General features: G+C 71.8%; 18 protein-coding genes and 1 pseudogene. 12 read left to right on the forward strand and 7 right to left on the reverse strand.

Translation table 11 applies throughout. The features are described from left to right. Positions 1 to 281: 281 nt before the first annotated feature. From AB0J02_RS09880 to rbsD, 5 genes are read left to right on the forward strand one after another with little or no spacing between them, the layout of a single operon-like run. Positions 282 to 1,346 (forward strand): LacI family DNA-binding transcriptional regulator, encoded by a 1,065-nt coding sequence (locus AB0J02_RS09880; RefSeq protein ID WP_363193088.1) that lies wholly within the window; start codon positions 282 to 284, stop codon positions 1,344 to 1,346. Next, on the forward strand, positions 1,343 to 2,881 hold the full coding sequence (locus tag AB0J02_RS09885; protein ID WP_363193089.1) for a sugar ABC transporter ATP-binding protein: 1,539 nt from the start codon (positions 1,343 to 1,345) through the stop codon (positions 2,879 to 2,881). The genes AB0J02_RS09880 and AB0J02_RS09885 overlap by 4 nt, the downstream gene beginning before the upstream one ends. 49 nt (positions 2,882 to 2,930) lie before the next feature. Further along, on the forward strand, positions 2,931 to 4,829 hold the full coding sequence (locus tag AB0J02_RS09890) for a substrate-binding domain-containing protein (RefSeq protein ID WP_363193424.1): 1,899 nt from the start codon (positions 2,931 to 2,933) through the stop codon (positions 4,827 to 4,829). A gap of 49 nt (positions 4,830 to 4,878) precedes the next feature. Next, positions 4,879 to 5,787, forward strand: coding sequence for a ribokinase (locus AB0J02_RS09895; RefSeq protein ID WP_363193090.1), 909 nt, complete (start codon positions 4,879 to 4,881; stop codon positions 5,785 to 5,787). Next, positions 5,784 to 6,173: a D-ribose pyranase gene (rbsD, locus tag AB0J02_RS09900; protein ID WP_363193091.1), complete on the forward strand. Its 390-nt coding sequence runs from the start codon at positions 5,784 to 5,786 to the stop codon at positions 6,171 to 6,173. Before AB0J02_RS09895 ends, rbsD begins: the two co-directional genes overlap by 4 nt. Before the next feature lie 175 nt (positions 6,174 to 6,348). On the opposite strand, the gene AB0J02_RS09905 is transcribed toward rbsD, so the two are convergent. The 3 genes from AB0J02_RS09905 to AB0J02_RS09915 are packed head-to-tail and all read right to left on the reverse strand — an operon-like array spanning position 6,349 to position 9,490. Beyond that, positions 6,349 to 7,146, reverse strand: a complete 798-nt coding sequence (locus AB0J02_RS09905; protein ID WP_363193425.1) for a sugar phosphate isomerase/epimerase family protein — start codon at positions 7,144 to 7,146, stop codon at positions 6,349 to 6,351. Positions 7,147 to 7,178: 32 nt separating this feature from the next. Next, the gene (locus AB0J02_RS09910) at positions 7,179 to 8,336 is read right to left on the reverse strand and encodes a dihydrodipicolinate synthase family protein (protein WP_363193092.1); all 1,158 of its coding nucleotides are present in this window, start codon (positions 8,334 to 8,336) and stop codon (positions 7,179 to 7,181) included. After that, positions 8,333 to 9,490, reverse strand: a complete 1,158-nt coding sequence (locus tag AB0J02_RS09915; RefSeq protein ID WP_363193093.1) for a Gfo/Idh/MocA family oxidoreductase — start codon at positions 9,488 to 9,490, stop codon at positions 8,333 to 8,335. Before AB0J02_RS09915 ends, AB0J02_RS09910 begins: the two co-directional genes overlap by 4 nt. A gap of 213 nt (positions 9,491 to 9,703) precedes the next feature. Here AB0J02_RS09915 and AB0J02_RS09920 point away from each other — a divergent pair, with 213 nt between their 5' ends. Next, the gene (locus AB0J02_RS09920; protein WP_363193094.1) at positions 9,704 to 10,753 is read left to right on the forward strand and encodes a LacI family DNA-binding transcriptional regulator; all 1,050 of its coding nucleotides are present in this window, start codon (positions 9,704 to 9,706) and stop codon (positions 10,751 to 10,753) included. Beyond that, complete coding sequence (locus tag AB0J02_RS09925; protein ID WP_363193095.1) at positions 10,743 to 11,105, forward strand: hypothetical protein; 363 nt, start codon at positions 10,743 to 10,745, stop codon at positions 11,103 to 11,105. Before AB0J02_RS09920 ends, AB0J02_RS09925 begins: the two co-directional genes overlap by 11 nt. Positions 11,106 to 11,147: 42 nt before the next feature. Here AB0J02_RS09925 and AB0J02_RS09930 read toward each other — a convergent pair whose 3' ends face one another. Next, a complete protein-coding gene (locus AB0J02_RS09930) occupies positions 11,148 to 12,575 on the reverse strand; it encodes an alkaline phosphatase family protein (protein WP_363193096.1) in 1,428 nt (475 codons plus the stop codon). Positions 12,576 to 12,943: 368 nt separating this feature from the next. Here AB0J02_RS09930 and AB0J02_RS09935 point away from each other — a divergent pair, with 368 nt between their 5' ends. The 5 genes and pseudogenes from AB0J02_RS09935 to AB0J02_RS09955 all read left to right on the forward strand — a co-directional run bounded on the left by AB0J02_RS09935 (position 12,944) and on the right by AB0J02_RS09955 (position 18,947). Beyond that, entirely contained in the window at positions 12,944 to 13,888 is a 945-nt protein-coding gene (locus AB0J02_RS09935) for a helix-turn-helix domain-containing GNAT family N-acetyltransferase (protein ID WP_363193097.1), read from the forward strand. 29 nt (positions 13,889 to 13,917) lie between these two features. Then, positions 13,918 to 14,718: a sugar phosphate isomerase/epimerase family protein gene (locus tag AB0J02_RS09940; RefSeq protein WP_363193098.1), complete on the forward strand. Its 801-nt coding sequence runs from the start codon at positions 13,918 to 13,920 to the stop codon at positions 14,716 to 14,718. A gap of 310 nt (positions 14,719 to 15,028) precedes the next feature. Continuing rightward, positions 15,029 to 15,855: pseudogene (locus AB0J02_RS09945) on the forward strand (LysR family transcriptional regulator); the annotation flags it as partial. Positions 15,856 to 16,352: 497 nt separating this feature from the next. Beyond that, entirely contained in the window at positions 16,353 to 18,197 is a 1,845-nt protein-coding gene (locus AB0J02_RS09950) for a glycoside hydrolase family 3 protein (RefSeq protein ID WP_363193099.1), read from the forward strand. Between the two features lie 126 nt (positions 18,198 to 18,323). Then, entirely contained in the window at positions 18,324 to 18,947 is a 624-nt protein-coding gene (locus AB0J02_RS09955) for a hypothetical protein (protein ID WP_363193100.1), read from the forward strand. A gap of 44 nt (positions 18,948 to 18,991) precedes the next feature. On the opposite strand, the gene AB0J02_RS09960 is transcribed toward AB0J02_RS09955, so the two are convergent. The 3 genes from AB0J02_RS09960 to AB0J02_RS09970 all read right to left on the reverse strand — a co-directional run bounded on the left by AB0J02_RS09960 (position 18,992) and on the right by AB0J02_RS09970 (position 24,788). Then, entirely contained in the window at positions 18,992 to 20,401 is a 1,410-nt protein-coding gene (locus AB0J02_RS09960) for a S28 family serine protease (RefSeq protein WP_363193101.1), read from the reverse strand. A 114-nt stretch (positions 20,402 to 20,515) separates the two neighbouring features. Then, on the reverse strand, positions 20,516 to 20,884 hold the full coding sequence (locus AB0J02_RS09965; RefSeq protein ID WP_363193102.1) for a hypothetical protein: 369 nt from the start codon (positions 20,882 to 20,884) through the stop codon (positions 20,516 to 20,518). 184 nt (positions 20,885 to 21,068) lie between these two features. Then, on the reverse strand, positions 21,069 to 24,788 hold the full coding sequence (locus tag AB0J02_RS09970) for an ABC transporter ATP-binding protein (RefSeq protein ID WP_363193103.1): 3,720 nt from the start codon (positions 24,786 to 24,788) through the stop codon (positions 21,069 to 21,071). Positions 24,789 to 24,910: the final 122 nt, after the last annotated feature.

A 24,910-nucleotide genomic window follows, 5' to 3' on the forward strand; every position in this document is an offset into this window, starting at 1 on the left:
AAGTCCCGTCGTATTCGTGTTCGTGTTCGTCGTGTCGGCGAGTTCGCCGATCGGCGAGTTCGTGTCCGTCGTGTCCTCTGTCGGATTCCCACCATGCCACGCGGCACCGACAGCGCCCCGATCCGCACGCCACCCTGGTCACGATCCGGTCACGACAACCGGAACCCCTCTTGCCATCAGCCCGTGTAATCGATTCCAATCCTCCGTGTAATCGATTCCACGCCCATGTGCGGAGCACCCGCCACACATGAGCCCACGCAGCCACGAGGAGGTGGCCTGTGATGCCGTCGAGCGCGAGCATCAAGGATGTCGCGGCCGCGGCCGGGGTCTCCGTCGCCACGGTCTCCCGCGTCCTGAACAGCCACCCGTCCGTCAGCCCGGACGCGCGGACCCGCGTCATGGCCGCCGTGGACGCGCTCGGCTACCGGCCCAACGCCGTCGCCCGCTCGCTGCGCACCGACCAGACCCGCACCCTCGGCCTGGTCATCAGCGACGTACTGAACCCGTACTTCACCGAGCTGGCCCGCTCGGTCGAGGAAGAGGCCCGCGCGCTCGGCTACAGCGTGATCATCGGCAACGCCGACGAGCGGCCCGACCTCCAGGACCATCACGTACGGACCCTGCTCGACCGGCGGATCGACGGGCTGCTCGTCTCCCCCACCGACGGCGGCTCCCCGCTGATGCTGGACGCGGCCAGGGGCGGCACCCCGATGGTCTTCGTCGACCGGTGGATCCCGGGCGTCGACGTCCCCGTGGTGCGCTCCGACGGGCAGGCCGCCATCCGCGATCTCGTCGCGCATCTGCACCGGCTCGGCCACCGCAGGCTCGCCATCATCGCGGGCCCGGCGGCCACCACGACGGGCAGCGAGCGCGTCGCCGCGTTCCGGAAGGCGCTCGCCTCGTACGCGATCGAGCTGCCGGACGCCTACATCGGGCAGGGCGACTTCCAGGCGGGCAGCGGGCGCCGCGTGACGGACGGGTTCCTGGATCTGCCCGAGCCGCCCGAGGTCGTGTTCGCGGCCGACAACCTGATGGCCCTCGGCGCGCTGGACGCGATCCGCGCGCGCGGGCTGCGCGTCCCGGACGACATCGCGCTCGCCGCGTTCGACGACATCCCCTGGTTCGTGCACACGGATCCGCCGGTCACGGCGATCGCCCAGCCGACGGGAGAGCTGGGGCGGGCCGCCGTGCGCGCCCTGGTGGACCGCATCGAGGGCCGGCCGCCCGCGTCGGTGACGCTCCCCGCCCACCTCGTCGTACGCCACTCGTGCGGCGAGCCGCGTACTTCACCGTCACCTACTCGTACTTCACAACCGCGTACCTCAATGGAGAGGAGCAACCGGTGAGCAACCCGGACGAGTTGCTGCGTATCGAAGGGATACGGAAGACCTTCCCCGGCGTCGTCGCGCTCGACAGCGTCGACTTCGATCTGCGCCGGGGCGAGGTGCACGTCCTGCTCGGTGAGAACGGGGCCGGCAAGAGCACGCTGATCAAGATGCTCTCCGGTGCCTACACGCCCGACGAGGGCCGTGTCACCGTCGGCGGCGAGCAGGTCCGTATCCATGGTGCGCAGGACGCCGAACGGCTCGGGATCGCCACGATCTATCAGGAGTTCAATCTCGTTCCTGATCTGACCGTGGCCGAGAACATCTTCCTGGGGCGCCAGCCGCGCCGCTTCGGTCTCATCGACCGCAAGAAGATGGACGCCGACGCCGCAGCGCTCCTCGCGCGCGTGGGCGTGAATGTCTCGCCACGCGCGCGTGTGCGTGAACTCGGCATCGCCCGGCTGCAGATGGTCGAGATCGCGAAGGCGCTCAGCCTGGACGCCCGCGTGCTGATCATGGACGAGCCGACCGCCGTGCTCACCTCGGAGGAGGTGGAGAAGCTCTTCGCCATCGTGCGCGCGCTGCGCGAGGACGGTGTCGGCATCGTCTTCATCACGCACCACCTGGAGGAGATCGCCGCCCTCGGCGACCGGGTCACCGTCATCCGGGACGGCCGCAGTGTGGGCCAGGTGCCCGCCTCGACCCCAGAGGACGAGCTCGTACGCCTGATGGTGGGGCGGTCGATCGAGCAGCAGTATCCGCGTGAACGGCCCGACACGGGCGCCGCGTTGCTGAAGGTCGAGGGGCTGAGCCGGGACGGCGTCTTCCACGACGTGAGTTTCGAGGTAAGGGCCGGTGAGGTCGTCGGTATCGCCGGGCTCGTCGGCGCCGGGCGCACGGAAGTGGTCCGTGCCGTGTTCGGGGCCGACCCGTACGACGCGGGCAGTGTCGAGGTCGGCGGGGCCCGCCTCCCCCGGCACGACGTGAACGCCGCCATGGCCGCGGGCGTGGGCCTCGTGCCCGAGGACCGCAAGGGCCAGGGCCTCGTGCTCGATCAGTCCGTGGCCGAGAACCTCGGGCTCGTGACCCTGCGGACCGCGACCCGCGGCGGGTTCGTCGACCTCAGGGGGCAGTACGCGGCGGCCGAGCGGATCGCCGGTCAACTCGGCGTGCGGATGGCCGGGCTGGGCCAGCACGTGCGCACCCTGTCCGGCGGCAACCAGCAGAAGGTCGTCATCGGCAAGTGGCTGCTCGCCGACATCAAGGTGCTGATCCTGGATGAGCCGACGCGCGGTATCGACGTCGGCGCGAAGGTCGAGATCTACCAGCTCGTCAACGAGCTGACCGCCGCCGGGCACGCCGTGCTCATGATCTCCAGCGATCTGCCCGAGGTGCTCGGCATGAGCGACCGCGTCCTGGTGATGGCGCAGGGCCGCATCGCCGGTGAACTCGCGGCCGAGGACGCGACCCAGGACTCCGTGATGGCGCTCGCCGTCAGCACCAGCCACACACCCGACACCCTTGAGGAGGGCTCCCGTGACCTCGGCAAACACTGACACGCTCGGCAAGAAGAACGGCAAGAGCGCGACCACGACCGGCGGGAGCCTGCTGCGGCTGCTCCTCGACAACGGCGCGCTGACCGCGCTCGTCGTCCTCGTCATCGCCATGTCGCTGCTGTCCGGTGACTTCCTGACCACCACGAACCTGCTGAACGTCGGCGTGCAGGCGGCCGTGACGGCGATTCTCGCGTTCGGTGTCACCTTCGTCATCGTCTCGGCGGGCATCGACCTGTCGGTCGGCTCGGTCGCGGCCCTGTCGGCGACCGTCCTCGCCTGGGCGGCGACGAGCGAGGGGGTGCCGGTCGTCATAGCCGTCCTCCTCGCCGTCGTCACCGGTGTGGCCTGCGGACTCGTCAACGGCGCCCTCATCTCGTACGGCAAGCTCCCGCCGTTCATCGCGACGCTGGCGATGCTGTCGGTCGGGCGCGGGCTCTCGCTCGTCATCTCGCAGGGCAGCCCGATCCCCTTCCCCGACTCGGTCTCCCACCTCGGTGACACGCTGGGCGGCTGGCTGCCCGTGCCGGTCATCGTGATGGTCGTGGTGGGTCTGGTCACCGCCGTCGTCCTGGGCCGTACGTTCATCGGGCGTTCCATGTACGCGATCGGCGGCAACGAAGAGGCCGCCCGTCTCTCCGGGCTGCGCGTCAAGCGGCAGAAGCTCGTCATCTACGGTCTGTCCGGGCTGTTCGCCGCCGTCGCGGGCATCGTCCTCGCCTCCCGTCTCGCCTCCGCTCAGCCGCAGGCCGCGCAGGGGTACGAGCTGGACGCGATCGCCGCCGTCGTCATCGGCGGGGCCTCGCTGGCCGGTGGTACGGGCAAGGCGTCGGGCACGTTCATCGGCGCGCTGATCCTGGCGGTGCTGCGCAACGGCCTCAACCTCCTCTCCGTGTCCGCGTTCTGGCAGCAGGTCGTCATCGGCGTGGTGATCGCCCTCGCGGTGCTGCTCGACACGGTCCGCAGGAAGGCCGGGGCGACGCCGACCGCGGCGGGTGCCGGTTCGGGCGGGCCCAGGCAGGCGATGCAGTACGTGATCGCGGCCGTGGTCGCCGCGGCGATCGTCGGCGGCCTCGCGCTGTGGAACAACGGCTCGTCGTCGGGCGGCAAGAAGGACCTCAAGCTGGGCATGGCCGTCTCCACGCTCAACAACCCGTTCTTCACCGAGATGCGGGCCGGCGCGCAGGCCGAGGCCAGGAAGCAGGGCGTGAAGCTGACCGTCACCGACGCGCAGAACGACGCCTCGCAGCAGGCCAACCAGCTGCAGAACTTCACCAGCGAGGGCCTCGGCGCCGTCATCGTGAACCCCGTCGACTCCGACGCCGTCGGCCCGTCCGTGCGCAGCGCCAATGACGCGGGCATCCCCGTCGTCGCCGCCGACCGCGGTGTGAACAAGGCGAAGGTGGCGACGCTCGTCGCCTCCGACAACGTCGCGGGCGGCAAGCAGGCCGCGAAGACCCTCGCCGACAAGCTGGGCGGCAAGGGCACCATCGTGATCCTTCAGGGCCAGGCCGGTACGTCCGCCAGCCGTGAGCGCGGCGCGGGCTTCGCCGCGGGCCTCAAGAAGTACCCGGGCATCAAGGTCGCCGCGAAGCAGCCCGCGGACTTCGACCGCACCAAGGGGCTCGACGTCATGACGAACCTGCTCCAGTCGCACCCGGACATCGACGGCGTCTTCGCCGAGAACGACGAGATGGCGCTCGGCGCGGTCAAGGCGCTCGGCTCCAAGGCCGGCAAGTCGGTCTCGGTCGTCGGCTTCGACGGCACGCCGGACGGCTTCAAGGCGGTGCAGGCGGGCACGCTGTACGCCTCCGTCGCCCAGCAGCCGCGCGAGCTCGGAAAGATGGCCGTGCGGAACGCGATCCGGGCGGCGCAGGACAAGAAGATCGACAGCGCGGTGAAGGTGCCGGTCAAGGTCGTGACGGAGAAGAACGTCGCCGACTTCAAGTGACAGTGACGCTCTCGTAGGCTTTGTGCTGACATACGAAGAAAGGCACCGCATGAACACGTACGACCTCCTCGTCGTCGGGTCGGCCAACGCCGACCTGGTGGTGGGCGTCGACCGCCGCCCGGCCGCCGGGGAGACCGTCCTCGGCTCCGACCTGGTCGTCCACCCGGGCGGCAAGGGCGCCAACCAGGCGGTCGCCGCCGCCAAGCTGGGTGCCCGTACGGCGCTGCTCGCGCGGGTCGGCGACGACGGGCACGGGGCGCTGCTGCGGGAGTCGATGGAGTCGGCGGGCGTCGACACGTCCGGCGTCCTCGTCGGCGGGGCGCCGACCGGCGTCGCGCTGATCACCGTCGACCCGTCCGGGGACAACAGCATCGTGGTGTCACCGGGCGCGAACGGGCGGCTCACGCCGGACGACGTACGGGCGGCCGGCGAGCTGTTCGCGAACGCCCGGGTCGTGTCCACGCTCCTGGAGATCCCGCTGGAGACGGTCGCGGAGGTGGCGCGCAGCGTGGGCAGTGCGGGTGAGGGGACACGGCTCGTGCTGAACCCGTCGCCGCCCGCGCCGCTGCCGGACGAGGTCCTCGCGGTGTGCGACCCGCTCATCGTGAACGAGCACGAGGCCCGCGTGGTGCTCGGCGCGGACACCGGGGGCGAGCCCGAGGACTGGGCGCGGGCGCTGCTCGCGCTCGGCCCGCGCTCGGTCGTCATCACGCTCGGTTCGGAGGGCGCGCTCGTCGCGGACGCCTCGGGCTCGTCCCGGGTGGCGTCGGTGAGGGTGAAGGCCGTGGACACGACGGGCGCCGGTGACGCGTTCACCGCGGCGCTCGCCTGGCGCCTCGGCACCGGGGAGTCCCTCGCGGACGCCGCGGCCTACGCGGCCCGGGTCGGCGCGGCCGCCGTCACCAAGGAGGGCGCGCAGGCGTCGTACCCGACCGCGGACGAGGTCGCGGCGCTGTGAAGAAGTCCGGCATCCTCAACCGTCATCTGGCGGGCGCCATAGCCGAGCTGGGGCACGGGGACGGGGTGCTCATATGCGACGCGGGGATGCCGATCCCCGCGGGTCCGCGCGTCGTCGACCTGGCTTTCCGGGCCGGGGTGCCGTCGTTCGCGGAGGTCCTGGACGGGCTGCTGGACGAGCTGGTCATCGAGGCGGGCACGGCGGCGCACGAGGTGCGCACCGCCAACCCGTCGGCGGCCGGGCTGCTCCGGGAGCGGGTGCCGTCCCTCGGCTTCGTCCCGCACGAGGAGCTGAAGGGGCTGTCCGGGAGCGCGCGTCTGATCGTGCGGACCGGGGAGGCCCGGCCGTTCGCGAACGTGCTGCTGCGGTGCGGCGTCTTCTTCTGACCCGGCCGGAACCGACGAGGGGCCCGGTCCGTGGACCGGGCCCCTCGGGCCTACCCCCTCCTGCGCCAGAACTTCCTCGATCCCCCCAGATCCCCCTCCGAAAGTTCCGACGCACGCTAGACCCGCGGAGCCCCGGAAGGGTTGCACGGGGCGGAGCGTTTTCTTTCCGGGATTCTCAGCGGGCGTGCCGTGCGAACCGGTCCGCCGTCTCCGCGAGGACCTCGCGGCCGTCCCGCGCCCACAGCCCGTCGTTGAACAGCTCGACCTCGATGGGCCCGGAGTAGCCCTGCTCCTCCACCAGGCCGCGCCAGTACCGCATGTCGATCGAGCCGTCACCGATCTGGCCGCGTCCGTTGAGGACACCGGCCGGCAGCGGTGTCGTCCAGTCCGCGAGCTGGAACGTCGCGATACGGCCCTGCGCCCCGGCCCGCGCGATCTGCTCGGGCGCCCGGTCGTCCCACCAGATGTGGTACGTGTCCACGCAGACGCCGACCTGGTGCGCCGGGAACCGCTCGGCGATGTCCAGGGCCTGGGTGAGCGTCGAGACGACGCAGCGGTCCGCCGCGTACATCGGGTGCAGCGGCTCGATGGCGAGCCTGACCCCGTTCTCCGCGGCGTACGGGGCGAGTTCGGCGAGCGCGTCGGCGATGCGTTCCCGGGCGCCCGCCAGGTCGTACGAACCGGCCGGGAGCCCGCCGGAGACGAGGACCAGGACGTCCGTGCCGAGGGTGGCGGCCTCGTCGACGGCGCGCTTGTTGTCGTCGATCGCGGCCTTGCGGTCGGCCGGGTCGACGGCGGTGAGGAAGCCGCCGCGGCAGTGCGTGGAGACGGCGAGTCCCGCGTCGTTCAGCAGCTTGGCCGCGGCCTCGACGCCGTACGCCTGGACCGGCTCGCGCCAGGTGCCGACGTACTGGACGCCCAACTCGCGGCAGGCATTGACCAGTTCGGGCAGGGAGAGCTGCTTGACGGTCATCTGGTTGATGGAGAAACGCGGATCGGCGGCGCTCAAGAGGTGACTCCGTACAGGGCGAGCAGGTTCTTCATGCGGGCCTCGGCCAGCTCGGGGTTCGGGAACAGGCCGAGCCCGTCGGCGAGTTCGTAGGCACGCGCGAAGTGCGGCAGGGAGCGGGCGGACTGCAGGCCGCCGACCATCGCGAAGTGGTCCTGGTGTCCGGCGAGCCAGGCCAGGAGGACGACGCCGGTCTTGTAGAAGCGGGTCGGCGTCTGGAAGAGGTGCCGGGACAACTCGACCGTGGGGTCGAGGAGTTCGCGGAAGCCCTTCGCGTCACCGGTGTCGAGGACCCGTACCGCCTGCGCGGCGAGCGGCCCCAGCGGGTCGAAGATGCCGAGCAGCGCGTGGCTGAAGCCGTGGTCGTCGCCCGCGATCAGCTCGGGGTAGTTGAAGTCGTCGCCGGTGTAGCAGCGCACGCCCTTGGGGAGGCGGCGGCGCAGCTCGACCTCGCGGAGGGCGTCGAGCAGCGACACCTTGATGCCGTCGACCTTGTCGGGGTGGGCGGCGATGACCTGGAGGAAGGTCTCCGTGGCGGCGTCCAGGTCGGCGGAGCCCCAGTAGCCCTCCAGGGCCGGGTCGAACATCGGGCCGAGCCAGTGCAGGACGACCGGTTCGGTGGCCTGGCGCAGCAGGTGCCCGTAGATCTCCAGGTAGTCCTCGGGTCCCTTGGCCACGGCGGCCAGTGCGCGGGACGCCATGAGGATCGCCTGCGCGCCCGTCCCCTCCACGAGCGCGAGCTGCTCCTCGTACGCGGCGCGTACGGTCGCCACGTCCGGTGCGGGGGAGGTGAGCTGGTCGGTGCCGACGCCGCATGCGATGCGGCCGCCGACGGCCTTCGCCTCGGCCGCCGACCGCTCGATGAGCTCGGCGGCACCCGCCCAGTCCAGGCCCATGCCGCGCTGCGCGGTGTCCATCGCCTCGGCGACGCCGAGCCCGTGCGACCACAGGTGGCGGCGGAAGGCGAGGGTGGCGTCCCAGTCGACGGCGGCCGGGGAGTCCGGTGTCGTGTCGGCGAACGGGTCGGCGACGACGTGCGCCGCCGAGAAGACGACGCGGGAGGCGAACGGCGCGCCGGTGTCGAGGGCGAGCGGTGTGGCGCGGGGCTCGTAGACCCTCAACGTGCCACCCGTGTCGGGGAGTCGGATGGTCACAGCGAGATCTCCGGCACGTCGATGCGGCGGCCCTCGGCGGACGACTTCAGGCCCAGCTCGGCGAGCTGCACGCCGCGGGCGCCGGCCAGCAGGTCCCACTGGTAGGGCGCGCCGGCGTACACGTGCTTGAGGAAGAGCTCCCACTGCGCCTTGAAGCCGTTGTCGAACTCGGCGTTGTCGGGCACTTCCTGCCACTGGTCGCGGAAGGAGTAGGCGGCCGGGAGGTCCGGGTTCCACACCGGCTTCGGCGTCGAACTGCGGTGCTGCACACGGCAGTTGCGCAGCCCGGCGACGGCCGACCCTTCCGTTCCGTCGACCTGGAACTCGACGAGCTCGTCACGGTTGACGCGGGTGGCCCATGAGGAGTTGATCTGGGCGACGGCGCCGCCGTCCAGCTCGAAGATGCCGTACGCGGAGTCGTCGGCGGTTGCGTCGTAGGGCTTGCCGTTCTCGTCCCAGCGCTGCGGGATGTGCGTGGTGATCAGCGCCTGCACGGAGGCGACCCGGCCGAACAGCTCGTGCAGCACGTACTCCCAGTGCGGGAACATGTCGACGACGATGCCGCCGCCGTCCTCGGAGCGGTAGTTCCAGCTCGGGCGCTGTGCCTCCTGCCAGTCGCCCTCGAACACCCAGTAGCCGAACTCGCCGCGGATGGACAGGATCTTGCCGAAGAAGCCGCCGTCGATCAGCCGCTTCAGCTTGAGCAGGCCCGGCAGGAAGATCTTGTCCTGGACGACGCCGGACTTGATGCCCGCGTCCTTGGCGAGCCGGGCCAGTTCCAGGGCGCCGTCGAGGCCGGTGGCGGTCGGCTTCTCGGTGTAGATGTGCTTGCCCGCGGCGATCGCCTTCTTGATCGCCTCCTCGCGGGCGGAGGTCACCTGCGCGTCGAAGTAGATGTCGATCGAGTCGTCGGCGAGGACGGCGTCGAGATCGGTGGAGATGTTCTCCTCCCCGAGGCCGTGCCGCTCGGCGAGGGCCCGCAGGGCGTGCTCGCGGCGGCCGACGAGGACCGGCTCGGGCCACAGCACCGTGCCGTCGCCGAGGTCGAGTCCGCCCTGGTCGCGCAGGGCGAGGAGGGAACGGACGAGGTGCTGGCGGTAGCCCATGCGCCCCGTCACACCGTTCATGGCGATGCGCACCGTCTTGCGTGTCACGTGAGTCCCTTCGTCCTGCGTCTGCTGTGTGTGCCCGGCCGTACGTTCCCAGGCCGCGGGCGTACGCGAGATCGCACCTGCCGCACCAGGTGTAGCAAGCGCTTTCTATCTGGAAAGAAGCTAGCCTCTGCACAGCCGCTCGGACAAGAGCGGGTACGAGACCGGGGCTCCCCGACTCAGGAGTGGGCCCGGCCGTCGACGGAGGATGACTCGATGACCGTGACCCTGGCGGACGTGGCCGCCCGCGCGCAGGTGTCCCCCGCCACCGTCTCCCGCGTACTGAACGGCAACTATCCGGTCGCCGCCACCACGCGCGAGCGGGTGCTCAAGGCCGTGGACGAACTGGACTACGTGCTCAACGGCCCGGCCAGCGCCCTCGCCGCGGCCACCTCCGATCTGGTCGGGGTCCTGGTCAACGACATCGCCGACCCCTTCTTCGGGATCATGGCGTCCGCGGTGCAGTCGGAGATCGTCGGGCCGGGCGGCCGGGCCGGCGGGGAGCGTCTGGCGGTGGTCTGCAACACCGGCGGCTCCCCGGAGCGGGAGCTGACCTATCTGACCCTGCTGCAACGCCAGCGGGCGGCGGCGGTCGTCCTCACCGGCGGCGCGATCGAGGACGAGGCCCACGTCGCGGCGGTGGCGAACAAATTGCGGCGCCTCTCGGAGGCGGGCACGCGGGTCGTGCTGTGCGGCCGGCCTCCGGTGCCGGAGACGGACGCGGCGGCGCTGACCTTCGACAACCGGGGTGGGGCAAGGGAGTTGACCCAGCACCTGCTCACACTCGGACACCGCCGGATCGGTTACGTGGCGGGCCCCGAGGAACGTACGACGACACGGCACCGCCTGGAGGGCCACCGCGCGGCGCTGGCCGACGCGGGCGTGACGGAGTCGGACGGGCTGGTGGCGCACGGCCCCTACGACCGCGCGGCGGGCCACGCGGCGACGGTCGAACTCCTCAAGCGCGACCCGGAGTTGACGGCCGTGGTCGCCGCCAACGACACGGTGGCGCTCGGCGCGTGCGCCGCGCTGCGGGAGGCGGGCCTGCGCATCCCCGAGGACGTCTCGGTGGCGGGCTTCGACGACCTCCCCTTCAGCGTCGACGCGGTTCCCGCGCTGACGACGGTCCGCCTCCCCCTGGCGGAGGCGGCCGCACGGGCGGGCCGCATCGCGATGGGCCGCGAGCCGGAACCGGACGGCGGCGTCGACGTGGTGCGCGGAGAGCTGATGGTGCGAGGGTCGACGGGAGCGCCGCGTGGAGCGTGAACCCGGCCCCGCCCGCTGGATCACCCCGGTCCTGGTGAACCTGCTGCTCGGGCTGCCCGCGCTGCTGCCACTGGGGTGTGCGTGGTGGCTGCTGAGCGAGTGGCTGCCGATGGACTGCCAGAACATCGAGGAGTCGTACTCCCCCGGTTTCCAGGGGAGTTGCAACTACCACACGCTGGACGAAGGCCCGGTGGTGATGGGCCTCGCCGCGGTGTCCGGCGCGGTGGTCCTGCTCCTGGTCGCCCTCGCGAACAGGGGTCTTTCGCGGAACGCGGCCGTCGGCCGCGCCGTCTGGCTGCGGGCGGCGCCGTTCGTGTTCCTGCCGTTCGCGGTGGTGTGGGTACTGGCCTGAACCCGGCGGCCGGGGCTGCGCGCCGCCGGGTTCGCCCAGTCCTTACACGTGCGGCCGGCGCCCCCGCTCCTGGTGCGGGAAGTGCTGGTCCGCGCCCGGCAGCGTCGGCTTGGGGAGGGTCGCCACCTCGTCCTTGGCCTGTTCCAGCTGCGCGGCCGTGTTGTGCGGCAGGCGCGGCGGCCGGCGCGTGGCGTGGGAGAAGCGGAACGCCGAGGTGAGGTCGCCGAAGGTGTCCCGGCGCCAGTCGGTGATGTTCGGTTCCTCGACGCCCGTGAACCGCTCCAGGAACTGCAGCGCCGAGGTGTGGTCGAAGGACTCGGTGGCCACCCAGCCGCCGACCGTCCACGGCGAGACGATGATCGCCGGGACGCGGAAGCCGCCGCCGATGGGCAGGCCCTTGACGAACTCGCCGGGCGTGCCCGCCGGGGGCGTGGGCGGGGCCACGTGGTCGAACAGGCCGTCGTTCTCGTCGTAGTTGAGGATGAAGGCGGTCTTCGCCCAGACCTTGGGGTTGGAGGCTATCGCCTCGATCTTCTGGGCCACGAAGTCGGCGCCCGCCGCCGGCAGGTAGTCGGGGTGCTCCGACTGGTAGCTCGTCGGCATGATCCAGCTGACGGCCGGCAGGCGGTCGTTGCGGGCGTCGTCCTCGAAGGTGCCCTCGGGCTGCGGGCGCACACCGCGCTCGTAGAGGTCCGAGCCGGGCTGCGCGTTCTTGAACGACGCGAACTGCTCCAGCAGGTTGCAGCCGTAGTCGTCGTCCTGCTGGTAGACCTTCCAGCTGACGCCCGCGGCCTGGAGGCGCTCGGCGTACGTCGTCCAGCGGTACGGGGCGGGCGCCGTGTTGTTGAGGATGGGGCCGCCCTGGGTGCCGCCGGGGTCGATGCTGCCCGTCATCCAGTAGAGGCGGTTGGGCCAGGTCGGGCCGAAGACCGAACAGAAGTAGTTGTCGCAGATGGTGAAGGTCTCGGCCAGCGCGAACTGGAACGGGATGTCCTTGCGGGTGTAATAGCCCATCACGTAGGGGCCGTTGACGCCGTCGGCCTTGCGGTGGGCCGGGAGCCACTGGTCCATCGCACCGTTGTTCCAGGCCTCGTGCTGGACCGCCCAGGCGTGGCTGGTGGAGGGGATGGCCTGGGCGCTGGTGGAGTGCGTGTCCAGGTGGAAGGGGAGGAGGTACCCCTTCGGGTTCTCGGCGTCGGGCTGGTAGAAGACCGAGCGGCCGGTGCTCAGCTTCAGCGCGTCGGGGTCGTTGAAGCCGCGGACGCCCTTGAGCGTGCCGAAGTAGTGGTCGAAGGAGCGGTTCTCCTGCATGAGCATCACGACGTGCTCGATGTCGCGCAGCGAGCCCTTGCGGGGCGGGCCCGCGGCGACGGCCTTCTGCACGCTGGGCGGCAGGAGCGAGAGTGCGGCGGCGCCGCCGACGGCACCTGCCGCGGAACCGAGGAGTCTGCGTCGGGTCAGTTCGGCCATGGAAGCCCCTTGTGAGTGGCGTGGCATGAGTGGCTGGACAGGCGGTTCGGGCATGCGAACGGCCCGCGTGCGACGGGCCGTTGTCCCAGCGTGCGGCTCAGTCGATGTGGGGCGGAGGGTGCGAACGGTGAACTCGCGGCCAACGTGCGGGAAGGGGTTGGCCAACCCATGGGCTGCCCTTGAACCGCTATACCTGCCATAGACACGGACTTGACTTTCGGAGGGCGCGCGCGGTGGAGCCCGGACGGCCGATCCGTGGACGCGGCCACCCGCCGGGCGTACTCTGGCGCCCTCCCCCAGATCTCTGACTGAGTCAACTGTCCGTGTCCGCAAGCGCCGGCCGGTGCGGCCGAGACCAGAGGTGAGCCATGACCGTGCAGGACATCCGGTCCTTCAACCGCTTCTACACGCACGTCGTCGGCGCGCTGGACTACAGCCGCCACCTGTACGCCCCGTACACCCTCACCGAGTCCCGTGTGCTGTACGAGCTGGCCCACCCGGAGCAGGGCCACCGGCTCGACGCGGCCGACCTGCGGACGCGGCTCAATCTGGACGCCGGGTACCTGAGCCGCATCCTCGGCAAGTTCGAGCGGGACGGGCTCGTCGAACGCGGCACGTCCGAGCGGGACTCGCGGCGCCGCAGCATCACCCTCACCGCGCGCGGCCGCGGCACGGCGGAGCTGCTCGACGAGCGCTCCCGGGAAGCGGTCGGCACCCTCCTCGCCACCGTCCCCGAAGCCGAACGCGCCCGCCTGGCGGAGGCGCTGCGCACCGTGCGCTCACTGCTCGGCGACGGCCGGGCCGCGCCGCGCGCCGACGACGTGCTGCTGCGCGATCCGGGCCCCGGCGACCTGGGCTGGATCGTGGCGCGCAACGGCGCGGTGTACGCCGGGGAGTTCGGCTTCAACGCGGAGTACGAGGGACTGGTGGCCCGGATCGTCGCCGACTTCGCGCAGGACCACGACCCGCATCTGGAGCGGGTGTGGATCGCCGAACTGGACGGCCGCCCGGTGGGATGCGTGATGTGCGTACGGGACGAGGCGCCCGGCACGGCACGGCTGCGGCTGCTGCTGGTGGAGCCCGGGGCGCGCGGGCTCGGCGTCGGCGACCGGCTGGTGCGGGCCGTCGTCGACTTCGCGCGGGGCGTCGGCTACCGCGAGCTGGTGCTGTGGACGAACGACATACTGAAGTCGGCCCGCGCCCTCTATCTGCGCCACGGTTTCGTCCTCGTGGGAGAGACACCGCACCGCTCGTTCGGCGCGGACCTGACCGGGCAGGACTGGCGGCTCGCACTGCACCGGGCGCCTGAGTGAGGGACGCGAGCGCGGGTAAGTTCGCCCCCATGAAACTGGCGTTCTCCACTCTCGGTGTCCCCGGCCTCCCGCTGGCCGACGTCCTCCGCCTCGCGACCGCGAACGGCTACCACGGGGTGGAGCTGCGCGCCCACCCCGAGGAGCCGGTCCACCCGGGCCTCGACGACGCCGCCCGGGCGGACGTCGCGGCCGGGTTCAGGGCCGCGGGCGTCGAGATCCTGGGCGTCGCCGGGTACGCGCGCGTGGCGGCGCCCGGCGACGACGACGCCGTGCTCGCCGAGGTCCGCGCCCTGGTGGACCTCGCCCACGATCTGGGCGCTCCGTTCGTCCGGGTCTTCCCGGGAGGCGGGGACGGACAGAGCGCGGAGGAGGCCGACGCCACCGCGGCCCGCAGGCTCGGGGTGGCCGCCGAATACGCGGCCGACCGCGACGTCCGCGTCCTGCTGGAGACCCACGACTCGCACCGCACCGGGGCCGCCGCGTCCCGCGTCGTCGGCCCGGTCGGCCACCGCAACGTAGGCGTGCTGTGGGACATCATGCACACCTGGCTGGGCGGTGAGCAGCCCGCGGTCTCCTACGCGGCGCTCTCCCCCTACCTCGGCTATGTGCAGGTCAAGGACATCGCCGGACCGGACGACAAGACGCCGCTGGCGCTCGGCGCGGGGGCGCTGCCGCTGGCCGAGTGCGTGGAGGTGCTCAGCCGCGAGGGCTGGGACGGCTGGTTGTGCTGGGAGTACGAGGCCCGCTGGTACGAGGCCGCGGCCCCGCTGCCCGCCCTGCTCCACGACGGGCGGGAGCATCTGGCCCGGCTGCTCAACGAGTCGGCGTAGGCGCAATGCCGTTGCCTTAGCCGCGATCTTGGTGCGTGCACCCCCGAGCGCAGGCGCGGCGCGCATCCTGGTGACATTCTCAAGAACCGCAGGAGTCCACCGTGTCACGGCGGTTCATGAGCCCGGGGCGACGAAGGGCAAGATCGCCCGTAACGCAACGGCATTGGGCCTAGGCGGGGAGTTCAGGCGCGTACGGGTACGGGGTCCGGCTCGGGTTCCGGCTTCGGGCCGGATGCGGTACCGCTCCCGCGCACCCCGGCCGCGGACGCCAGCCCCACCCCGCCCACCAGGAGCGCGGCCGCGCACCAGCACCCCCTCCGCCGTCTCGCAGCAGATCGCGAAGCTGGAGCGGGAGACCAGGACCGTACTCCTGGAACGCGAGGGGCGCGGCATCAAGCTCACCGATGAGGCGCGTCAACTCGCCGTAACTGCAAGTGAGTTGATGGCCATCATGGAGCGCGCGGAGACCGGCCTGGAGGAGCGGCGCACAGTGCCCTCCGGGCAGCTGACGATCGCCGCGTTCGCCTCGGCGGCGCGCGGTCTGCTGCCCGCGGCCCTCGCCGACCTCGCCGCCCGGCACCCCGCGCTCGACACCCGCCTCAACGAGGTCGACCCGCACCTGTCGGTCGACCTCGTCGCCAAGGGCGCCGTCGACCTGGCCGTCGCACACGACTGGGACATCGCGCCGCTGCCCGCCCCCGCCGGGGTGGAGCAGGCCGTGCTCGGCGAGGACCTGTGCGATCTGCTCGTGCCGGCCGTGCATCCGCTGGCCGGACGGACGGGGGTGCGGCGGGAGGAGCTCGGCGGGGAGCGGTGGGTGTCGCAGCCGGCGGGGCGGGTGCGCCACGACTGGCTCGTCCGCACGGTGCGCTCCGCCGGGTTCGAGCCGTTCATCGTCCATCAGGCCGACGAGAACCCGACGTTGGTCGCGCTCGTCGCCGCCGGGCTGGGGGTCGCGGTCATTCCGCGGCTCGGCCGGGGGCCTTGCCGGAGGGGGTCGTCGCGGTGGGGCTGGATCCGATGCCGCGGCGGCGGGTCTACGCGTTGTGGCGGGCCGGGGCCGCGCGGCGTCCGGCGATCGCGGAAACGGTCCGTGCGTTGCGCGCCCAGGGGCGCGTCTGCCTGGTTGCGGAGTAGCCCAGGCCGCGGCCCGGTGGGGGCCGGTCGCGCACTTCGTGCGCCTCTCATGGAGCCGCGGCGAGGCCGTGCTCCAGGGGCGCGGGGAACTGCGCGGCCGGCCACGACGAAAGGTGCGCCCGGCCACACCCCACCCGCCACCCCACCCCTTCTCCGCCACCCGCGCACCAACTTCCCGGAACCTCCGGAAAGACGGGAACCCAGGCGCGGGCCCGCCCGTCAAAAGGACACGCTGCCGGTGAGTCTCCGCAGTGCGGTGTCGGCCTCGCTGCTGGCTGCGAACGCTGACCACCCTCTCCGCCGCCTGCGGCCGGCAGCACGCCGTCACCGGCACGCCCCCCTCCAACAGTGCCGGTGACGGCCCCTTGCCATGCCAGCCCCCTTGACTGGCAGAAACTTTCCCGATATCCGTGTCGCGTGGAAGTAATTTTCAGCACCATCCCGCACACCACCTTCCACACGGCTCGTGCCCTCCCCTCCCTCCGGAAGGAGCGCAAGTGCACCACCGCCAGTCCAGCCAGCGCAGCCAGTCCAGCAAGGGTTTCTCCAGACGTACGCTGCTCGCCGCCGCCACGGCCGGCGCCGCCGCGGCGGGCCTGGGCGCCGCACCCGCCCAGGCCGCGGGCCGGCCCCCGTCCGACCAGGCACTGAAGAAGATCATCTCCGGGATGACCCTGGAGGAGAAGGTCGGCCAGCTCTTCGTGATGCGGGTGTACGGCCACTCGGCGACCGACCCGGACCAGACCGACATCGACGCCAACCTCAAGGAGATCGGCGTCCGCACCGCGGCCGAGATGATCTCCAAGTACAAGCTCGGCGGCATCATCTACTTCGCCTGGGCGCACAACGTCCGCGACCCGCACCAGATCGCCGATCTCAGCAACGGCATCCAGGAAGCCGGCCGCCAACAGCCCTCCCGTATCCCCCTGCTGGTCTCGACGGACCAGGAGCACGGGATCGTCACCCGGGTCGGAAAGCCCGCCACTCTGCTCCCCGGCGCGATGGCCCTCGGCGCGGGCGGCTCGCGCTCCGACGCCCGCCGGGCCGGTGCGGTCGCCGGCGCCGAACTCCGCGTGCTCGGCATCAACCAGGACTACGCCCCCGACGCCGACGTGAACATCAACCCGGCCAACCCCGTCATCGGCGTCCGTTCCTTCGGCGCGGACCCGGCGGCGGTGGCCCGGCTCGCCGCCGCGCAGGTCGAGGGGTACCAGTCGGCCGGCATCGCCTCGACGGCCAAGCACTTCCCGGGCCACGGCGACACGGCGACCGACAGCCACACCGGCCTCCCGGTGATCACGCACACCCGCGAGCAGTGGGAGCGGCTCGACGCCCCGTCGTTCAAGGCCGTGATCGCCGCCGGTATCGACTCGATCATGACGGCCCACCTCGTCGTACCGGCCCTGGACCCGGCGGAGGACCCGGCCACCCTCTCGCGCCCGATCCTCACCGGCATCCTGCGCGAGCAGCTCGGTTACGACGGCGTCGTGATCACCGACTCGCTCGGCATGGAGGGCGTCCGCACCAAGTACGGCGACGACCGCGTCCCGGTGCTCGCCCTGAAGGCCGGCGTCGACCAGCTGCTCAACCCGCCGTCCCTGGACATCTCCTGGAACGCGGTCCTCGACGCCGTGCACAGCGGCGAGCTGACCGAGGAGCGGCTGGACGTCTCGATCCTGCGCGTCCTGCGCCTGAAGGCGAAACTGGGGCTGTTCAAGGACGCGTACGTCACTCACCGCGGCGTCGACCGCACGGTGGGGACCCGCGCGCATCTGGCGGCGGCCGACCGGATCGCCGAGCGCACGACGACACTCCTGGTCAACAAGGGCCGGCTGCTGCCGCTGTCCCGGCGCTCCCACAAGAACATCCTCGTGCTCGGCGCGAACCCGGCCTCGCCCTCGCTCAGCGACGGCCCGCCGACCACCGTGCTCGGCGCGGCCCTGACCGAACTCGGCTTCTCCGCAACGGTCCTGGCGACCGGCACCGCCCCGGGCAAGGCGGTCGTCGACCAGGCGGTGGCGGCCGCCCGGGGCAAGGACGCGGTGCTCATCGGCACGTACAACGTCACCGCGGGCAGCGCCCAGCAGGCCCTGGTGAACGCCGTCGCCGCGACGGGCGTCCCGGTCGTCACCCTGTCCCTGCGCAACCCCTACGACGTGGCCCAACTGGGCGCGGCCCAGGCCCACTTGGCCGCGTACTCCTGGATCGACGTCGAACTCCGGGCGGCGGTGCGGGTGCTCGCGGGCCGGGCCGGGCCGCGCGGCAGGCTGCCGGTGCCGGTGCAGAGGGCCGACGACCCGGCCCAGGTCCTCTACCCGATCGGGTACGGCCTGCGGTACTGATCCGGACGTACGGGTGGTACGCCGCAGCACCGGCGTACCACCCCCAACTGACGCAAAGCCCCTTGCCCATCTGGCGTGTGCCCGCATCCCCGGGCCACGCTGGGTGGGGATATCGGGGGGAATGCCATGTTCGCGCGGGCGGTTGGTGTGGTGTGCGCGGCGCCGTTGCTGGCGCTCGCACTGGTCGGTTGTCAGGCGCTGTCCGGGCCGGGGGGCGGACGGTCGGACCCTTCGTCGGCGGACCCGCTGCGCTCACCGTCCGGCTACGGGGCGGTGTTCCTCGCGGTGGGCGAGTGCAGTTCACGGGGGCGTACGTCGTTCAACGAGGTGGCGTGCCGCAGTGAGAGCGCGGTGGCGCGGGTCGTCGCGCGGTACGAGGGCGGGACGGCGCAGGGCCCGGACTGCCCGGCGCGCACCGACTTCGTCCTGCATATGAGCGAGCACCGCCCGGCGTCGGACGAGAACGGTGACGGGCACATCGCCCGCGGCTACGCCTGTATGCGCAACCTGGAGGAGCCGCATCCCGGCGACCCGGGCGGCGGGGGCGGCCCGCGCACGATCGTCGGCGACTGCGTGTACTCGGCGGGCGAGGGCCGGGTCCGGGAGACCGCGTGCGACGGTTCGGGCGAGCGCGTGCCGCAGTACCGCGTGCGCTCCGCGGTGGAGGACCGCTCCGAGTGCCCCTCGGCCACGGACCTGTACGTGTCGCTCGGCGGGGCCGAGCCGGTGGGGTGCGCCGCGCGGGTGTGAAAGAGGGGGCCGCGGGTGCGGCCCCCTCCGTCACGCGTGTGCGGTCACGGGCGGAGCGTGAACTGCCGGACGGCGTCCGGGCGGTCGAGCTTCGCGTCGTGCGGCGCCTTGGCCGTCGTGCCGGACAGGCCGGCCCACGCGAGGATCCGCGACGTGGCGAGGGCGTTGTCGTCGGCGGTGAGGCCCGCGACGTTCGCGCCGTGGTTGGCGTGCGGCGCCGTCAGGACGTAGCTGTCGCGGGCTCCGGAGCCGAGGCGGAAGCGCTCCGCGCCCCACGGGTCGTTGTCGCCGTAGACGTACAGCATCCGCGTCGCGTGGTGGCGTACCCACGTGTCGACGTCCCGCATCACGCCCCGCTGGAACTTCATGGGGATGGAGCTCGGGACGAAGTTGCGCGGCGGCTGGTAGCCGTAGCGGGAGAGCTTGCCGAGCCACGGCTGCTTGATGTCGGGCGAGCCGAGCTGGGTGCCCGCCTGGTAGTAGTACGGCGTGTACTGCTCCAGGCCCTGGTCGGCGTAGGACGACCAGCCGCCCACGGCGTCGACGTAGTCGAAGAGCGCCTGGTCGGTGACGGTCTTGGCGTCCGGCACGTCCGCGCAGGCCGACTCGGGCTGGTACTGCCAGAAGCCCCACACGAGGTCGAGGACGGTCGCCTCGTACGCCTTGTCCAGCGAACCGACCGTGTTCACGGTGTAGTTGTTGGCGGCGAGGTACTCCTTGTACTTCTTCTCCAGCGCGGTGCGGCGCACCAGCGTCTCGCGCTGCACCTTCTGCAGGGCGACGCGGCAGTCCTGCGGGCCGACGTCGGCGAGGAACCTGTCGTACGCGGAGTCCTCGTCGTTCACGACGTCGTTCGGGGCGACGTAGGCGACGACGCCGTCCATGTCGCGCGGGTAGTAGCGCTCGAAGTACGTGGCGGTCATGCCGCCCTTCGAGCCGCCGGTGGTCAGCCAGTTCTGGCCGTAGACCGGCTTGAGGGCCTGGTAGATGCGGTGCTGGTCACTGGCGGCCTGCCAGATGTCGAGCTTCGACCAGTCGGCGGGCTGGGGCCTGGACGGCGTGAAGAAGCGGTACTCCACGGAGACCTGGTTGCCGTCGACGATGCGGGTCGGCTCGCTGCGCGACGGGTTCGTCGAGACGTTGTAGCCGCTGGTGAACATGACCGTCGGGCGGCTGACGTCCTTGTGCAGCACGGTGATGCGCTGCTGGAAGGTGCCCTTGGACGGGTGCCGGTGGTCGACCGGCTGGGTGTAGTTGAGGACGAAGTAGCGGTAGCCAGTGTACGGCTTCTCCTCGATGAGGCTCATGCCGGGTATGGCGAGGAGCCGGTCCTTGATGTCGGCGGTGGCCGCGGCGTCGGCCGGCCGCGCGGCTGCCGCCGTCGATATCCCGGCGGCGCTCACCGTGCCTATGAGCACGACGAGCGACAGCAGCCATCTGAGCGCTTTGCGCATACACCCTCCCCTGGAGTTACACAGTCGCTCCGGAAACTATCGGAGCGACACGCGCACCACCAGGGGTACTTGGTGTCCGCTCAGCACGACATTCGGCACCGCTTCAGTACCGTTTCAGCACAGAATCCATCCCGAAGCGACCGATTTCGACCCGACTCGGCCCTTCACGCGGACGCAGCGGTGGCCGGCGTGCACGGTGACCGGACCCGCGTGGTGGGTGAAGCGGCCGGAGTCGACGACGGCCCGGTTCCCCCGGGCCTGGACGCTGACCGACATGGTCTGGCGGACGCCGGTGCGCTTGGCGAGCGTGACGGCGCAGACGTAGCCACCGCTCTTGTAGACGACGGTCCGGCCCGTGGAGAAGGACAGGGTGCGGACCTTGTGCCCGGCGCAGAGCGCGGCGGCCCGCGCCTCGCCCGTCCCCGGTCCCGCCACCACCAGCAGCGTGGCCGAGACCAGCGCGGTCAGCACGAGCGTGAGCACCCGGCGCGCCCCTCGGACACCATGGGCGCGGCCCTGCCCGACCCGCTCTCCCCCTATATCGCCTTCCTCACCTCTTTGCACCGCAGTCCCTCCCGTCACATCGGCACCAGAGTACTGATGAACGGACGCGACACACGGGCCGCACGGTTGCACGACGACCGGCTCCCTGTACGGATCGTCCGAATCACGGCGCCGTACCGACGGCCTCCCCCACGAAGGCGCTCCACAGCGCGGCGTACTTGCCGCCCCGCCGGACCAGCTCGTCGTGCGTGCCGTCCTCGGCGACCCGGCCGTGGTCCATCACCACGACCCGGTCGGCGCGGGCCGCCGTCGTCAGGCGGTGGGCGACGACCAGCGTCGTGCGCTTGCCGGCGATACGGTCCGTGGCCTGGTTGACCTGGGCCTCCGTGGCGAGGTCGAGGGCGGCCGTGGCCTCGTCGAGCAGCAGGATGTCCGGGTCGACGAGTTCGGCACGGGCGAGCGCGATCAGCTGCCGCTGGCCGGCCGAGAGGTTGCGGCCGCGCTCGGCGACCTCGTGCAGGTACCCGCCCTCCAGCGTGGCGATCATCTCGTGCGCGCCGACCGCCCGCGCCGCCGCCTCGACCTGTGCGTCGCTCGCGTCGGACCGGCCGTAGGCGATGGCGTCACGGATCGTGCCCTGGAAGAGGTAGGCCTCCTGCGGGACGACGCCGAGCCGGTGCCGGTAGCTCGTCAGGTCCAGGTCGCGCAGGTCGGTGCCGTCGACGGTGACCCGGCCGCCGGTCGGGTCGTAGAACCGGGCGACCAGCTTGACCAGCGTCGACTTGCCGGCGCCGGTCTCGCCGACGAACGCGACGGTCTGCCCGGCCGGGATGCGCAGGGCCACGCCGCTCAGCGCCGCCTCCGGCTCGTCGGTGGCGCCGTACGCGAAGTCGACGTCCTCGAAGGCGATCTCGCCGCTCAGGGAGAGCACGTCGAGGGGCTCACGGGCGGACTTCGTCGACGTCGGTTCGCGCAGCAGTTCCTGGATGCGGCCCAGCGAGACGGTGGCCTGCTGGTAGCCGTCGAAGACCTGCGAGAGCTGCTGCACGGGGGCGAAGAACAGGTCGATGTAGAGGAGGTAGGCGACGAGCGCGCCGGTCGTCAGCGTGCCCGCGTCGACCCGGTGCGCGCCCACCATCAGGACGGCCGCGGCCGCCACCGACGACAGGAGCTGCACGAACGGGAAGTAGACCGAGATCAGCCACTGGCCGCGGGTGCGGGCCGACCGGTAGCTGTCGCTGCCTGCCGCGAACCGTGCCGCGCCGTCCCCCTCGCGCCGGAACGCCTGCACGATGCGCAGTCCGGCGACCGACTCCTGCAGATCGGCGTTGACGACGGAGACCCGCTCGCGCGCCAGCTCGTACGCCTTCACGCTGGAGCGGCGGAAGAAGAACGTGCCGACGATCAGCGGCGGCAGCGTCGCGAACACGACGAGCGCGAGCTGTACGTCGATGACGAGCAGGGCGACCATGATGCCGAAGAACGTGACGACGGAGACGAACGCGGTGACGAGCCCCGTCTGCAGGAACGTCGACAGCGCGTCCACGTCCGTCGTCATCCGGGTCATGATCCGCCCGGTCAACTCCCTCTCGTAGTAGTCGAGTCCGAGCCGCTGAAGCTGGGAGAAGATCTTCAGGCGCAGCGAGTAGAGGACCCGCTCGCCGGTGCGTCCCGTCATCCGGGTCTCACCGACCTGCGCGATCCACTGCACGAGCACGGCGGCCAGCGCGAGCGCCGAGGCCGTCCACACGGCGCCGAGCGCGAGCTGCGAGACGCCCTCGTCGATGCCGTGCCGGATCAGGACCGGCAGCAGCAGGCCGACGCCCGCGTCGACGGCGACGAGCGCGAGGCTGACCAGGAGCACCGCCCCGAACCCGCGCAGCAGCCTGCGCAGCCCGTACGACTCCTCGGCGGCGACGGCCCGCCCCTCGTCGATCCGCGGAGTGTCGGTGGCGGGCGGCAACGCGTCGACCTGCGCGAGCAGTTCGGGCGTCGCGGGCATCCCGGACAGCGCGGTGTCCTTGGGCTCGCGGTCGCCCGTCCACAGCCTGGGGGTGACGCCCCGCTCGGCGTCGAACTCGGCGTCCAGCTCGTCCCGGACGGACGTGTCCTCAGGCTGCTCCGCGGCGGGCGCGGCATGTCCGGGTGAGACGCCGCCCAGCTCGTCCGGGTCGGTCAGCAGCCGCCGGTAGAGCGGCGAGTCCGCCTCCAGCTCCTCGTGCGTACCGACGGCGGCGAGACGGCCGCCGTCGAGGACGGCGATGCGGTCCGCGAGGTTCAGGGTGGAGCGGCGGTGGGCGATGAGGAGGGTGGTGCGGCCTGCCATGACGCCGCGCAGTGCCTCGTGGATCTCGTGCTCGACGCGCGCGTCGACGGCGGACGTGGCGTCGTCGAGGACGAGCAGGCGCGGGTCGGTGAGGATGGCGCGGGCAAGGGCGAGGCGCTGCCGCTGCCCGCCGGACAGCGTGAGCCCGTGCTCGCCGACCTTGGTGTCGTACCCGTCGGGCAGCTCGGCGATGAACCGGTCGGCCTGCGCCGCGCGCACGGCGGCCTCGATCTGCTCGTCGGTGGCGTCCGGGGCGCCGTACGCGAGGTTGGCGCGCACGGTGTCGGAGAACAGGAACGAGTCCTCGGGCACGAGCCCGATCGCGGCGCGCAGCGAGTCCAGGGTCAGCTCGCGCACATCGTGGCCGCCGATGAGGACGGCGCCGCGCGAGACGTCGTAGAAGCGGGGCAGCAGCAGCGAGACGGTGGACTTGCCGGAGCCGGAGGAGCCGACGACGGCGAGGGTCTCGCCCGCCCGGATCTCGAAGGAGAGACCGTCGAGGACGGCCCGGTCGGCGCCCGCGTACTCGAAGGCGACGTCGTCGAACTCGACGGTCGCGGGAGCGTCGGCGGGCAGTTCCTTCTTGCCGTCCTCGATGGACGGCTCGGTGTCGATGAGTTCGAGGACGCGCTCGACGCCGGCGCGGGCCTGCTGCCCGACGGTGAGCACCATGGCGAGCATCCGGACCGGCCCGACGAGCTGGGCGAGGTAGGAGGAGAACGCGACGAACGTGCCGAGCGTGATCTGCCCGCGCACGGCCAGCCAGCCGCCGAGGGCGAGCATGGCGACCTGCCCGAGCGCGGGCACGGCCTGCAGCGCGGGCGTGAACTTGGAATTGAGCCGGATGGTCCGCAGGCGTCCGGCGAAGAGGCGCCGCCCGACCTCCCGCAGCTTCCCGGTCTCCTGCTCCTCCTGCCCGAAGCCCTTCACCACGCGGACGCCGCTGACGGCCCCGTCGACGACCCCGGCGACGGCGGCGGCCTGCGCCTGCGCGTACCAGGTGGCCGGGTGCAGCTTGGAGCGGCTGCGCCGGGCGATGAACCAGAGGGCGGGGGCGACGGCGAGCGCGACGAGGGTCAGCGGCAGCGAAAGCCACGCCATGATCACCAGGGAGATGACGAACAGCAGCACGTTCCCGATGGTCATCGGAAGCATGAAGAGCAGGCTCTGGATGAGCTGCAGGTCGCTGGTGGCGCGGCCGACGACCTGCCCGGTGGACAGCTCGTCCTGGCGCCGGCCGTCGAGCCGGGTGATCGTCCCGTACATCTCGGTGCGCAGGTCGTGCTGGACGTCGAGGGCGAGCCGCCCGCCGTAGTAGCGGCGGATGTAGGTGAGCACGTACACGACGACGGCGGCGCCGACGAGGACGCCCGCCCACGTCCCCATGGACCGGGAGTGGTCCCCGATGACGTCGTCGATGATCACCTTGGTGATCAGCGGTACGAGCGCCATGACGGCCATGCCGCCGAGCGAGGCACCCAGCGCGAGCAGGACGTTCTTGGGATGCCGCCAGGCGTATCCCGCGAGCCTCCGCGCCCAGCCCCGTTTCTCCGCCACGCCACTGCCTCTCGCCGCACCACTCGTCCTGACCTGCCGAAGGGCCAACGCGAGGCGATACGGATTTCATCCCACCGCAACAATTCGGGCGCGGCGATCCGGGCGGCCCCGCGGCATCCACA

This window comes from Streptomyces sp. NPDC050264 (genome assembly GCF_040655895.1).
In the GTDB taxonomy this organism is placed as follows: domain Bacteria; phylum Actinomycetota; class Actinomycetes; order Streptomycetales; family Streptomycetaceae; genus Streptomyces.

Bases quoted from the DNA above. Each gene is read 5' to 3' on its own strand.
- AB0J02_RS09880 (WP_363193088.1), top strand. From the start codon at position 282: ATGCCGTCGAGCGCGAGCATCAAGGATGTCGCGGCCGCGGCCGGGGTC.
- AB0J02_RS09895 (WP_363193090.1), top strand. From the start codon at position 4,879: ATGAACACGTACGACCTCCTCGTCGTCGGGTCGGCCAACGCCGACCTG.
- AB0J02_RS09905 (WP_363193425.1), bottom strand. From the start codon at position 7,146: ATGACCGTCAAGCAGCTCTCCCTGCCCGAACTGGTCAATGCCTGCCGC.
- AB0J02_RS09920 (WP_363193094.1), top strand. From the start codon at position 9,704: ATGACCGTGACCCTGGCGGACGTGGCCGCCCGCGCGCAGGTGTCCCCC.
- AB0J02_RS09930 (WP_363193096.1), bottom strand. From the start codon at position 12,575: ATGGCCGAACTGACCCGACGCAGACTCCTCGGTTCCGCGGCAGGTGCC.
- AB0J02_RS09935 (WP_363193097.1), top strand. From the start codon at position 12,944: ATGACCGTGCAGGACATCCGGTCCTTCAACCGCTTCTACACGCACGTC.
- AB0J02_RS09940 (WP_363193098.1), top strand. From the start codon at position 13,918: ATGAAACTGGCGTTCTCCACTCTCGGTGTCCCCGGCCTCCCGCTGGCC.
- AB0J02_RS09955 (WP_363193100.1), top strand. From the start codon at position 18,324: ATGTTCGCGCGGGCGGTTGGTGTGGTGTGCGCGGCGCCGTTGCTGGCG.
- AB0J02_RS09960 (WP_363193101.1), bottom strand. From the start codon at position 20,401: ATGCGCAAAGCGCTCAGATGGCTGCTGTCGCTCGTCGTGCTCATAGGC.